Annotated in this window: 14 protein-coding genes; 2 read left to right on the top strand and 12 right to left on the bottom strand. The window is 40.4% G+C overall.

Going from position 1 to position 12,887, the window contains the following annotated elements:
- Positions 1-3: 3 nt before the first annotated feature.
- The 8 genes from NOL38_RS04490 to yaaA all read right to left on the bottom strand — a co-directional run bounded on the left by NOL38_RS04490 (position 4) and on the right by yaaA (position 6,806).
- Positions 4-489 carry a glycosyltransferase gene (locus NOL38_RS04490; RefSeq protein ID WP_277941495.1) on the bottom strand — a complete coding sequence of 162 codons (486 nt, stop codon included), beginning with the start codon at positions 487-489 and terminating at the stop codon, positions 4-6.
- A complete protein-coding gene (gene pssD / locus NOL38_RS04495) occupies positions 489-938 on the bottom strand; it encodes a PssD/Cps14F family polysaccharide biosynthesis glycosyltransferase (protein ID WP_277941496.1) in 450 nt (149 codons plus the stop codon). Before pssD ends, NOL38_RS04490 begins: the two co-directional genes overlap by 1 nt.
- A gap of 8 nt (positions 939-946) precedes the next feature.
- On the bottom strand, positions 947-2,326 hold the full coding sequence (locus NOL38_RS04500; RefSeq protein WP_277941497.1) for a sugar transferase: 1,380 nt from the start codon (positions 2,324-2,326) through the stop codon (positions 947-949).
- A gap of 24 nt (positions 2,327-2,350) precedes the next feature.
- Positions 2,351-3,082: a CpsB/CapC family capsule biosynthesis tyrosine phosphatase gene (locus NOL38_RS04505; RefSeq protein WP_277941498.1), complete on the bottom strand. Its 732-nt coding sequence runs from the start codon at positions 3,080-3,082 to the stop codon at positions 2,351-2,353.
- 42 nt (positions 3,083-3,124) lie between these two features.
- Positions 3,125-3,811 carry a tyrosine-protein kinase gene (locus tag NOL38_RS04510; RefSeq protein WP_277941499.1) on the bottom strand — a complete coding sequence of 229 codons (687 nt, stop codon included), beginning with the start codon at positions 3,809-3,811 and terminating at the stop codon, positions 3,125-3,127.
- A gap of 9 nt (positions 3,812-3,820) precedes the next feature.
- A complete protein-coding gene (locus tag NOL38_RS04515) occupies positions 3,821-4,510 on the bottom strand; it encodes a YveK family protein (RefSeq protein ID WP_277941500.1) in 690 nt (229 codons plus the stop codon).
- 16 nt (positions 4,511-4,526) lie between these two features.
- Positions 4,527-5,972, bottom strand: a complete 1,446-nt coding sequence (gene cpsA / locus NOL38_RS04520; RefSeq protein WP_277941501.1) for an LCP family glycopolymer transferase CpsA — start codon at positions 5,970-5,972, stop codon at positions 4,527-4,529.
- A 99-nt stretch (positions 5,973-6,071) separates the two neighbouring features.
- A complete protein-coding gene (gene yaaA / locus NOL38_RS04525; RefSeq protein ID WP_277941502.1) occupies positions 6,072-6,806 on the bottom strand; it encodes a peroxide stress protein YaaA in 735 nt (244 codons plus the stop codon).
- Positions 6,807-6,928: 122 nt separating this feature from the next.
- Between yaaA and NOL38_RS04530 the strand changes: the two genes are divergently transcribed.
- Entirely contained in the window at positions 6,929-8,191 is a 1,263-nt protein-coding gene (locus tag NOL38_RS04530) for an aminotransferase-like domain-containing protein (protein WP_277941503.1), read from the top strand.
- 91 nt (positions 8,192-8,282) lie between these two features.
- Here the strand turns inward: NOL38_RS04530 and NOL38_RS04535 are convergent, their stop codons facing one another.
- Positions 8,283-9,134 (bottom strand): DegV family protein, encoded by an 852-nt coding sequence (locus tag NOL38_RS04535; protein WP_277941504.1) that lies wholly within the window; start codon positions 9,132-9,134, stop codon positions 8,283-8,285.
- 126 nt (positions 9,135-9,260) lie between these two features.
- Here NOL38_RS04535 and NOL38_RS10470 point away from each other — a divergent pair, with 126 nt between their 5' ends.
- A complete protein-coding gene (locus NOL38_RS10470; RefSeq protein WP_014638266.1) occupies positions 9,261-9,665 on the top strand; it encodes a TetR/AcrR family transcriptional regulator in 405 nt (134 codons plus the stop codon).
- A gap of 21 nt (positions 9,666-9,686) precedes the next feature.
- Here the strand turns inward: NOL38_RS10470 and proC are convergent, their stop codons facing one another.
- The 3 genes from proC to proB form a co-directional block, all read right to left on the bottom strand.
- Positions 9,687-10,472, bottom strand: a complete 786-nt coding sequence (gene proC, locus NOL38_RS04545; RefSeq protein ID WP_277941505.1) for a pyrroline-5-carboxylate reductase — start codon at positions 10,470-10,472, stop codon at positions 9,687-9,689.
- A 9-nt stretch (positions 10,473-10,481) separates the two neighbouring features.
- Positions 10,482-11,720 (bottom strand): glutamate-5-semialdehyde dehydrogenase, encoded by a 1,239-nt coding sequence (locus NOL38_RS04550; RefSeq protein ID WP_277941506.1) that lies wholly within the window; start codon positions 11,718-11,720, stop codon positions 10,482-10,484.
- A gap of 64 nt (positions 11,721-11,784) precedes the next feature.
- A complete protein-coding gene (gene proB, locus NOL38_RS04555) occupies positions 11,785-12,861 on the bottom strand; it encodes a glutamate 5-kinase (RefSeq protein WP_277941507.1) in 1,077 nt (358 codons plus the stop codon).
- Between the last annotated feature and the right edge of the window lie 26 nt (positions 12,862-12,887).

Genomic DNA, 12,887 nt, shown 5'->3' on the forward strand with positions numbered 1-12,887 from the left:
AACTTACTTAAACAAATCAAAAATCTCTTTTCTAAAATTAATATTAAATTTTTCATTATTGGAAGTTGAATTTTCCAAAAATGAATAATCCTTTTGTAGAAATTTTTTTAGATCATTTATTTCTTCCACAAGATAAATACTATCGAATCGATTTAAAACTTGTTTAGCAAATTCAAGTTGGTGATTATTTACGTGTTCTCCATATTTTACATTTCTTGGAACAACAATTGGTTTTTTACCTCTTGCAATTGCGCCCATAAATGTTGCTGGTCCCCCATGTGAAATAATTACATTGGCCACATCCATATATGATTCCATTTCAGTATATGAAATAATGTTTTTCCAGTCACAATATTTAGGTTCATACGTTGAAAATCCCGTTTGAATAAATACTCTTTCTGTAATAATACCATTTTTTTTTAGTGCATCAACTTCCTCAATTAGTCTATTAAATGACTGCTCATGAGTTCCTACAGTAACAAAAATCATTAAAAAATACTCCCTAGATTTTTAGATTTTGGATAGACTTTTTTCATTTCTTCCCACTGTACAATAAATTTATCAGTTACAGGATATACTAATCTTCCAGTTACAGTTGGTTTATCAATTCTATCAAAAACTTCTATATATACAGTTTTAGCACCCAATATTTTTCCAATGTAAAAAAACGGAACCGCTACAGCTGCCCCGGACGAGATAATTACATCCGGTTTCTCTTTCCTTAAAATTTTAAATGCTAAAAAAGTATTTCGTATTAAATTTAATAAATTTCTATTGGTTGGAAAATAACACGAGTACATTTTCTCATTTTTCAATATACTTCTCGCATCTTCTTTATTAAATGTCACCCAAAATCGGTCTTCAAAACTCCAAAATGGCTTTAATAAAAATAAGTGGTTTAAATGACCTCCAGAGGATCCTACTAGACAAACTTTCATAAATATTATTACTTACTTCCTTCTCTCTTAATCACTACTTGAAACGTTCTTAACAAGATTTTGATATCGGACCAGATATTCCAGTTATCAATGTATTCAACATCAAGTTTTACAACCTCATCAAAATCTGTGATATTACTGCGACCACTTACTTGCCATAAACCTGTAATCCCTGGTTTAAAGCTAAGTCTTCGTTTTTGGCTTGGTGAATATTTTTCAAATTCATCAACAGTTGGTGGACGAGTGCCTACCAAGCTCATATCACCGATTAAAACATTGTAGAATTGAGGTAGTTCATCTAAACTTGTTTTTCTAATGAAATGCCCGATAGGAGTAATCCGTGGGTCATTATCCAATTTAAACATACCACCTTGCATCTGATTTTGATCCATCAGTTCTTGTTTACGTTCTTCAGCATCGATATACATCGAACGGAATTTATAAAACTTGAATATCCTTCCATTTTTTCCAACACGTTTTTGAACAAAGATTGCTGGGCCACCATCACGTCGGATGATTGGGACCAATACAATTGATGCTAATCCGCAGATTAACAATCCTACGATTGCACCTAGAATATCTAAAAGTCGCTTCATCATGATATGACTGGGTTTGTAAAAATTTGTTGAAAAAGTAACAATACTATGGTCACCCAATAGTTGGATCTTCTTATTTTTCAAAGCTTTGAAGCCGAATGAATTAATATCTACACTGACATCAATACCTAATAATTCAAACTCCGAAACCAAATGTTTCAAATCAAAATACTCACTCGGTAAATTGATAAAGACATGATCGACCACTTCTCTTGTCGAAAACTCAACAGCTTCTTCGACGGAATCATATAATGGTATTGAGAGATCTAAATTTTCAACTTTTGATCCGAGAACGACTAAAGCGACTAGATTTTTTTGAAACAGCTTATCGGATTCAAATAAACTCTGCATATTTTTCCATCGTTCTGCTGTCGTAATTAGAACAGTCTTTCTTTGGTAAGTTGTTGAAAAAAGAAAGTTATCTTTAAATTGCTTAATAACACAATTTAAAAGATAAACAATTCCAAAATTTATTAGGGTAAAGTAAACAACCCCTCTTCTGGAAAATTCAAAATTACTTTCCAACATAAAAGAAACAGCTGTTAGAAAAATTGCAAAAATCAAACTATAGTTTATCGTCTTCTCAAATTCTTTTAAATATCCTCTATATTCAAAATCAACTGGCATTCGGGAAATAAAAAATGCAAAGTAGTGAACCATTACAATGATTAATATGCCAGAACGATTCAAATCTGCTTCTGGAATCTGACTCGTAAGAAGAGCAGCAATCAAAACTGCAATCATATCATAAAACGCCAATTTTGCTTGACGATACCCTAATTCATTACTCATATCTCCTCCACTATTTCTATGAGGTTACTGTACTTGATTTTTCAATATCATCAGAGGATTTTTCTTAAACAAAGCCTTAGCTCTGTCCTCTCCATATTCTTCTTTGACTATTTTATAGGCAGCACTCATGTATGGTGGACGACTTGTGGTATTATGCATATCACTTGCCACACAGTGAACCAAATCATTTTCAAGGAAAAACTCTACACGTTTCTTAAACTCCTTGGAGCGATCACCAATTAAACTAGGCTTTAATACATGGCTGCTATTTACCTGAGTGAAACAGCCTTTCTCTATAAGTTCTTCTACTCGTTCAGCATTAAAGGCCAAGGCATCATATCTTTCAATGTGAGCTATAAGAGGTGTCAAGCCTAACAGACTCACTTCATTAACCGCTTTTTGAATATCCTTCCAAGGCGTATTCATACTAAACTCTAATAGTATGTATCTCGAATTGTTAATAGTTGGAACTTTTCTTTTTTCCAACTTTTCCATCAAGCTTTTACTATAGTAGAGTTCCCCACCAAAACAGAGTTTTAGTTCTGGATAGATCTCATTTACAGCTTCTTTTAATTTTATGAAATTAGCCATGATAACCTTTTCTGGTGTCTCAAACATCCCCTTTCGTCTGTGAGATGTCGCAACGATGATGCGAACACCTTGTTTTCTAGCTATTCCGATTAATTCTAAACTTTCCTCAATGCTTTTTGGACCATCATCAACACCGAAAATTATATGTGAATGAATATCAATCATCTTACACCTATTTTAAAGTTAGCATAATAAAAGCTAAGGTAACTATGCTTTTTTGCCATAGTTACCATAGTTACCATAATCACCATATTTCTCAGTTGTAATATCGTATTTATTTAAGATTACACCTAAGAATGGTGTCCCTGTCTGATCCAGTTGGTCTTTTATCTTCTTAACAGCAGAACGTTTTACTGTTCCTGCTTCCACCACTGCAACCATTGCATCACATTTTTGAGCGATGATTGCTGCGTCAATAACAATACCAAGTGGCGGGCAATCGACAATGACATAATCATAGTAACGACGAAGAGTTGCCAAGAGATTTTCAAAGTTCTTGCTTTGTAATAGGGCTGTAGGGTTTGGAGAAACCTTGCCAGACTCAATCACGGTCAAGTTTGGTACATCCGTATCACACAGACCTTGTGACAAATCTGTCGTACCTGATAGGTAATCCGTCAAACCTGTAATCTTTGTTGTTGGTTTGAAGAAACCTGACATAACCGAGTTACGGATATCAGAGTCTACCAACACAGTCTTATATCCTGTACGTGCGTAGGCCATAGCAAGGCTGGCTGCTGTCGTACTCTTTCCTTCGTTTGACCGTACAGAAGTAATCCCAACCACCTTGATATCCGAACCACTCAACTGAATGTTGGTCCGAATAGCATTAAAGTACTCTTCTGTCTTATTTACTAATTCTTTTTTCGTACGTGCAATTTCTAATGTCGCCATATCTCACTCCTATTTCAATTTCTTCGAATCTGGAACCACACCAAGTAAGGTCAAGCCCATTACTTCCTCAATGTCTTGAGGACGTCTTACCCGATCATCTAATACTTCAAAGATGAGTACCAAACCTACGGCAAGCATGCCTCCTGCCAAAAGGCCGATTGCGATATTACGTGTTGTTCTTGGTGTAGAGGGTTCCTCTGCAGGAACCGCTTCTTCCAAGGTTGTAACATCACTAACCTTTGTCACTTCGATAATTTTTTGGGCTGCAATAGCGCGCAAGCTATTGGCGATACGAGCAGCTTCATTTGGATCCGCATCGCGAACAGTGATAGAAACGATACGTGTATCAATAGGAATGTCTACTGTAATCTTTTCAGATAGATCATCAGTTATGTTCAGTTCCGACTTTACTCTAGACAATACATCTTGGGACAGGATAATTTCCTTATAGTCTTTTACCAAATAAGAACCAGCTTGTAAATCCTGATTTGTTAATCCCGCACCGGCTTCAACATTTTGACTCACTACATAGATACGGGTCGTCGAGTCGAACTGAGGAGTTACTAAGAAACTACTGTAAACAAAGGCAATCCCTGCTCCCATAAGAGCTGTCATAATAATGAGAAACTTCTTTCTCCACAATGTTTTTAACAATGACAATACATCAATTTCGATTGTATTCACTTCTTGATTATTCATGTTTTCTCCTATTTTTTTAATTTCCATCCAATACTGACTGAATCGCTACCTTTGCTTGCTCCAGACTATCTTGGTTAATTTCCATCATATAAAGTTGTGATCCAGGCATCGCATAAGAAGATAAATCTGAGCGTCCTGTTCCTGTCAATGCTTGTGACTCTACTGTAAATTGTGTTCCTGATTCTAATTGGGTATTTACCAAGCCCATGATTGTTTCTAAGCTCAAATCTGTTTGGATAGATCCTTCCAAACCAGTTAGAATAGCTTGATAATTCGCTAGATTATCTGGTGAACTCAATTTTTTTATGAGGGCTGCTATGACTTTTTCTTGGTTTTGACCGCGATCATTATCCCCTCCCTCAAGTGAATAACGTTCCCGAACAAAACCTAGCGCTTGCTCTGAGTTTAAATGAACTTGTCCAACAGGGAAATGGTAATTCCCATGTAAACTTGTAAATTCTTGGTCGTTATATACATCAATTCCACCCACCAAGTCGATTAATTGAAGGAAGGAAGTGAAATTCAGCCGCACATAATTGCTAATGTCAATTCCATAGAGATTTTCTAAGGTATGGACAGAGGCATTTACACCGTAGATACCAGCATGTGTTAACTTGTCATATTGATTTTGTCCACCATCTGCAATAGCTACATAAGAATCTCGTGGTGTCGTTGTCAACAATATCTTATGGGTAGCACGATTGACTGTCATAATGATATTGACATCTGAACGCGAAACAGATGAAATTGGACCGTAAGTATCTATACCACTTATATAGATATTAAAACTGTCTCCACTCACCTGCTCAGTAGCTGATTCAACAGTCTGAGTCACTTTGAAACTATATATTTTTTTCACTTTTGAAGAAAAGTCTGGATCTTCATTTTCTAAAATATTGGTAAAAACTCCGTTGAAGACCATCGCTTGACTCTCGCCACTCAACATAGATTGATATGCTGTCAGGTAAGAGGTTGTGGGGCTAGTTGCTAGTTGAGTAGATTCCATTTTGGATATGTCATCCAATAAAGCGGTGATGTTCTCTTGGTCATATTCGGCTGGAGCAAGAATACTAGTAAGCTGACGAACGTCCGTAATATCACTATTTGCTGGGACAAGGATGCTCATTTCATATTCTGAAAATGTCGAATTTGAATTTAGTCGTGTTGAAAATTTTACAACTTCTTGCATTCCATAGATTCCAACAGACGTGATGACCAGTGAAAAAACAAGTAAGAGCGCTGTAAATATGCGCGCTTTCTTACGCCACATCAATATTCCAGCCAATACTGCCACTCCTACTAGCAAAAGCGTCACAATATAGTTTAAATACCGGAAATCTAGGATGTTATAGCGATACATGGTCACTAAGAACAAACATAGAGTAATGGCATAAAGTCCCAAAAGCGCAAAATTTACCAATTTGAGCTTGGACGACTTACTTCGTCCGCTTCTCTGTTTCATAAACAACCTTCCTTTACTTATAACTTACCCATTATATCATAGAAATTAATATTTTACTACCCTCCATTAGTGCTGGAAAACGTTATCTTGTTCATAATTTCACATTTTGATTGATCGTATGAAGGTAAGTTGGTTTGCCGTTGATTCGGAAGCACAATATTCAAAGCCATCCACCCTAAAATCTTGAATGTCCGATAATTTCTGAATATTGTTCTTAGCCAACCAGGACAGCAATCTTCCTCTGCCTTTTTTTGATATAGTCGAGTGAACTTTTAGCTGACCTGCTTTTTCTTCCATGAAAAGAATTTTAACGAATCTTTTATGAATCTGTGGAGAAAACACCTGCTCAAATTCTGACGAAGCCAGTGAGAGAATCAGTTCATCATCACCAACTTCTTGGTCATAATACGGTCGCCAATACTGTTTCAAAGATTGATTGCCTATCTTTAAGCTCCCTTGAAAATCTAAGCGGTGAGGTGAAATGAATTCAAAAGGATGAATCAATCCGTATAAGGCTGTCGCAACACGAACATGGTCACGTAGATAATTTTCTTCTTTCGAATCTATATCTCGCCTATCCATATAACGATACATAAGACCATCATATAACTGCCAGGCTGGATAGGTTTTTGCTTGACCTGTCTTGATTCGATACCAACGGTCAGCTTCTAACTCAGCCTTTTCTTCAGTCAATTTATAAAAGGCAGCCATCTTTTTCACATCAAATTGACTTATGGCATCCAGCACCGGCTTACTTCGATCAGGCAGGGGATAAAACGAGGCATTCTCTAGATTTGTATTTACTTCTTTTGCATTAGGTATAATTATTTTCATCACTTAATTATACCATATAGTAGCTTAATTCCTGAACCTCAACCCCATTATTCATATATTGTCTTTCTGCAACTTTTCCTATATACTAGCTAGTAACATAGTCTATAAAAAAGGGGGGCTAGATGAAAAAATATCAAGTTATCATCCAAGATATTTTGACTGGAATAGAGGAACATCGATTCAAACGTGGAGAGAAATTACCTTCTATCCGTCAACTCAGCGAGCAATATCATTGTAGCAAAGACACTGTCCAAAAGGCTATGTTGGAATTAAAATACCAAAATAAGATCTACGCTGTCGAAAAAAGCGGTTATTATATCTTAGAAGATAGAGATTTCCAAGACCATACTGTAGAGCTCAATCCTGCAGACTTTCAAGAATTGCCCTATGAAGATTTTCGGATTTGTCTAAACGAAAGTCTTATTGGGCGGGAAAATTACCTATTCAACTACTATCACCAGCAAGAGGGATTGGCAGAATTGATTTCCTCCGTTCAAAGTCTGTTAATGGACTATCATGTCTATACAAAAAAAGACCAACTGGTTATCACAGCAGGTAGTCAACAAGCTCTATATATTCTCACACAAATGGAAACCTTGGCTGGAAAAACGGAAATCTTGATAGAGAACCCTACCTATTCACGAATGATAGAGCTCATTCGACATCAAGGAATCCCCTATCAAACAATTGAACGGGATTTAGATGGAATTGACCTAGAAGAATTGGAAAGTATCTTCCAGACTGGAAAAATTAAGTTTTTCTACACAATTCCTCGCTTGCACAACCCTCTCGGTTCAACTTATGATATAGCAACAAAAACAGCCATCGTAAAATTAGCAAAGCAATACAATGTCTACATCATTGAGGATGACTATTTGGCGGATTTCGACTCTAGTCATAGCCTACCTTTACACTATCTTGATACAGATAATCGTGTCATCTACATAAAATCTTTTACACCGACACTCTTTCCTGCCCTCCGAATCGGTGCAATCAGCCTTCCTAATCAGCTACGTGATACCTTCATCAAACATAAGAGTCTAATCGACTACGATACCAATCTTATCATGCAAAAAGCTCTCTCGCTCTACATTGATAACGGTATGTTTGCACGGAACACACAGCATCTTCATCACATTTATCACGCTCAATGGAATAAAATAAAAGATTGTTTAGAGAAATACGCTTTGAACATCCCGTATCGAATTTCCAAAGGGAGCGTGACCTTTCAGCTAAGCAAGGGGATTCTTTCACCTAGCATCCAACACATGTTTGAAAAGTGTTATTATTTCAGCGGACAGAAAGCTGATTTCTTACAGATCTTCTTTGAACAAGATTTTGCAGATAAACTGAAGCAATTCGTAAGATATTTGAATGAAATCTAATAGCCTCATGCAAACAATCCCCCTCGAACTTAAAAGACGAGGGGGATTATTCTATAGTGGAAATTACATCCTAAAATTGTTACTCTGTGAATCACACTTTCACTTCATAGCCCATCAAAAGTCCACCTTCTTCAGCATAAAAACTGCATAGACCTGATGTTGCAACTTCGTCAATAACAGCCGTTGGAAAACTTGCTTTTACCAACTCTGAGAATTGTTGGAAGAACTTAGCATTGTTACGGTGGGCCATGACAATTCGACCTCCATCATAGCCTGCTTTTTTCATTTCTTCAAAGGCTGCTGTCACAGATTTCTTATGACCACGCGCCTTTTGAAGCAACTCTAATTTTCCTTCAGCGCTTGCCTCACCAACCATACGGATATTGAGAAGACCAACGACAGTGCCTACCAATTTGCTCAGTCTTCCATTCTTAACAAGATTATCAACCTTCGCTAAAACAAATAGGAGCTTACTGTGTTCCCGATAGTGAGTTATCGCTTCTACTACTTGTGGAAAATCTAATCCTGCACCAATTAAGCGATTGATTTCGTCAACAAGTAAATCCATTTCCCCACTGGCTGACAAACTATCTATCAAATGGATATTGACATTCGGATGCTCTTCGATATACATATCCCTAGCTACACGTGCCGCATTAAAACTACCCGATAGCCCTCCTGTAATCGTCACAACGATAATGTTCTCAGCTCCCTCAAAAGCTGCCTGATAAGCCTGCGGACTTGGACACGCAGACCCCGCTGCAGACTTAGATGCTTCCATCACCTTCATCATGTGATCAATATCCAAGCTTGCATCATCAACAAATGCTTGTTCTCCAACTTGGATGGTAAGTGGCACACTAATAAATTCAGTGTCCGGAGCTAGATTAGCTAATTGACGATAGTCGCAGCCCGAATCTGCAACAATTTTCCATTTTGTCATAATATTCTCATTTCCAATTTTACTTTTTTATTTGACAATAAATCTCTATTTACTTACAATTATATCATTAAACTACCCCATCTGAAAGCATTTTCTTTCAGATGTGACACTCGGAAAAGGAAAACTATGGCAGGTCGTAAAATTTCACCCCAATCTTTGAAAAACCTCTATCAATCAAATAAAGAAGCGAATCAACTGACTAAGGAATCAATAGAAACTGCTCTACTATTTCTCCTAGAGAAAAAGGAGCTCAAGCAAATTTCGGTATCTGAATTGGTCCGAAAAGCTGGTGTGTCACGCAATGCCTTCTACCGCAATTACAAGTCCAAGGAAGAAATCCTTGAAGACTACTACGAACGGACTTCCAGCAACCTTAAAAAGAAATGGCATGATTTGCAGGACAAGGTCCAAAAGGACGGCGTCAAGCAAAGCTTTGCAGATTTTGTCCACGAACAAAAACGCAAGGCAGAGCAAAGCAAAACCCTGTCCAACGTCAGTCAATGGATCAAGGAAAAAACAAAACGGGATTAAAAGTCCCGTTTTTGCTGTCTTCTATTTTTTGCCTAATTTTCTAGTCTTTTTGAGGGCGGCGGCGACTGCCTTGATAATGGCGTAACGGAAGCCTTCTTTTTCAAGAGCTACCACGCCTGCGATAGTTGAGCCGCCTGGCGAGGTCACTTCCTGTCTCAGCTGAGCTGGGTGCTTTTCGCTGGTTAAGACCATCTGAGCAGTTCCAGCAAGGGTCTGGGCCGCCAAAACCTTGGCATCTTGAGCTGTGAGCCCGTTTTGCACACCGGCATCGGTCAAAGCCTCAATCATCTGATAGACAAAAGCTGGTCCGCAGCCTGCGATAGCCGTTGCTGCGTCGATCAGGCTCTCTGGCACCTGCTGGACCTTGCCTGATTTTTCTAGGATTTGTTCCAATAGCGGAGCGAGCTCTTGATTGACCAAGCTATAGGTCGTCATGCCTTGGCCGATAGCGACCGGTGTGTTGGGCATGATGCGGATGAGATTATCTGCCGACACAAATTCTGCCAGGCTGTCAATGGTCACTCCCGCTGCCATGGAAATCCAGATAGCTGACGGATTCTGGCTAATCTGGTCCTGCAAGCCTGACAAGACTGACTGAATCAGGTGAGGCTTGACCCCAAGGAAAATCACCTCGGCCTGCTCTGCTATTTCCCCATTAGAAAAAAGCTGACCGCCCAACTGGGCTTGAAGAACCTGGGCTTTTACTGGGTTGTGGTTGCTGAGGAGGAGCTGAGTGTCTGCCAGCTGGCTGACCGCTTGAGCTAGAGCCGCTCCCATATTGCCCAGTCCAATAAATCCAATCTTCATCTTGTCCTCCTAACGAATATGGCCGTCGCCTGTGATGATGTACTTGTAAGTTGTCATTTCACGCAGGCCCATTGGACCACGGGCGTGCATCTTCTGGGTGGAAATACCTAGCTCACAGCCCAGACCGAACTCTCCACCGTCTGTGAAGCGGGTCGAGGCATTGACATAGACTGCTGCTGAATCGACATAAAGTGTGAAATGCTCTGCTGTCTGGCTGTTTTCCGTTACGATAGCCTCGCTGTGCCCTGTCGAGTGTTGAGCGATGTGGCTGATAGCCTCTTCTACATTTGAAACGACCTTGACCGCCAAGATAAAGTCCAGAAACTCTGTGTCAAAATCCAGCTCACCTGCTGGTGTAGATTGGTTGAGAAGAGCCTGAGCCTGACTGTCTGCACGTAGCTCCACCTGACCAGCCAGAGCTTCCTCCAAGCGAGGTAGGAATTGGCTGGCAATTTCTTCATGAACCAACAAGACTTCCGCCGCATTGCAGACTGAGGGACGACTGGTTTTAGCATTGACCACAATCCGCAAGGCCTTGTCCAAGTCCGCATCCTTGTCCACATAGACATGGCAGATACCTGTTCCTGTTTCTATAACTGGCACAGTCGCATTTTCAACGACGGCTTGAATGAGTCCTGCACCGCCACGTGGCACCAAGAGGTCAATCTTGCCTTTTGCGGTCATCAACTCTGTCGCAGAGGCACGGCTGGTATCTTGGACTAACTCGATGACCTTTGGTGAAAGGCCAACCTGCTCCAAACCAGCTTTGAGGGCTGTGACAATAGCCTGGGCCGAATGAAAGGCTTCCTTTCCTCCACGCAAGATGACCGCATTACCACTCTTGATGGCCAAGGCAGCGGCATCTGAAGTCACGTTTGGTCGGCTTTCGTAAATCATTCCCACCAAACCAAAGGGAATGGATTTCTTGCAAATGTTCAAGCCGTCTGCCCGAGTAGATTCTTCCAAGACTAATCCGACAGGATCTGGCAAGCCAATCAAGGCCCGAATACCATCTGCCATGGCTTCAATCCGTTCCTCTGTCAGCAGCAAACGGTCCTGCATCACCTGGCTGATTTTGCCTTGGGCATGTTCCATGTCGATGGCATTGCCTGCTAGGATTGCCTCAGTCTGAGCAACCAACTGGTCTGCCATTGCTGATAAGGCCTGGTTTTTCTGTTCTGTTGTCGCTAGGTTGATAGAAGCCTTGTGGACCAATAAACTATCTAATAATACTTGTGTTGTTGTCATAAATTTCTCCTATTTAGTCTTTCAGCTTACTCGTTCGTCAACATAATCGAGATAAACTGAACAACTATAAGCTCACCCAATCGTTGCGGTGAATCAACACGCCCTCTGCTCTGCCATTTGCCAACTGGTCCTGCAAGTCCTTTGAGGACAGTTTGACCCGCCCTTTACCAATCAAACGATGGTCTGCTTGGCTATAAACCTCTACGACCTGGCCCACTTCAAAGTCTCCTTCGAAGGCTTTGACACCAGTAGCTAACAAACTGCGCCCCTGGTGCAACATGGCATCAACCGCTCCTGCATCCACTTCAACCGCCGCGTCTGTCCGAGCATAGAAGGCCATCCACTGCTTGCGTTGGTTCATGGCATGGTCATCTGCTAAAAAGAGCGTTCCACGATTAGCTTGGGTGACCGCCTGTAAGAGGGCGGTATCCTCTTTTGAAGAGCAGATAAAGACGGGCACGCCTGACTTGGTCGCAATCTGGGCCGCCTGCAATTTGGTGGTCATGCCACCTGTTCCATTGGACGAGCCAGCTCCTGCTGCCATGGCAAATAAATCTTCCGTAATTTCCGTAATCACTGGCAAATGTTTGGCATTGGGATCGCTGTTGGGATTGGCAGTATAAAGCCCGTCTACATCCGTCAAGAGCACCAAGAGGTCTGCTTTCAAGAGAGAAGCCACCTGAGCAGACAGGGTATCATTGTCTCCCACCTTAATCTCCTCAATGGCAATGGTATCATTTTCGTTGATAATTGGAATAGCACGTTGCTTGAGCAAGACCTGCAAGGCCTGAGAGGCATTCTGATAGCGTCTAGCATCCGCAAAATCATCCTGGGTCAGCAAAATCTGAGCTGACACTATACCGTCTTTCATCAGATTTTGCGTGTATTCCTCAATCAGCAAACCTTGTCCAACGGCCGCAGAAGCCTGCTTCTCCGCAATCTTAGTCGGTCGCTTGTCAAATCCCAATCTCCGAAAACCAGCAGCAATCGAGCCCGACGTCACCAGCACAATCTGGTAACCCTTCTGATGCAACTGAGCCAGCTGATTGGTAATCCGAGCAAGCTTGATACGGTCCAGACTGCCATTTTCTTGCGTCAGAGAACTCGTCCCGACCTTAAATACAATTGTTTTTTCTGTCATAATCTCTTCTCACAAAAACTAATATT

The sequence above is a fragment of the Streptococcus suis genome (genome assembly GCF_029616525.1).
GTDB lineage: Bacteria > Bacillota > Bacilli > Lactobacillales > Streptococcaceae > Streptococcus > Streptococcus suis_AF.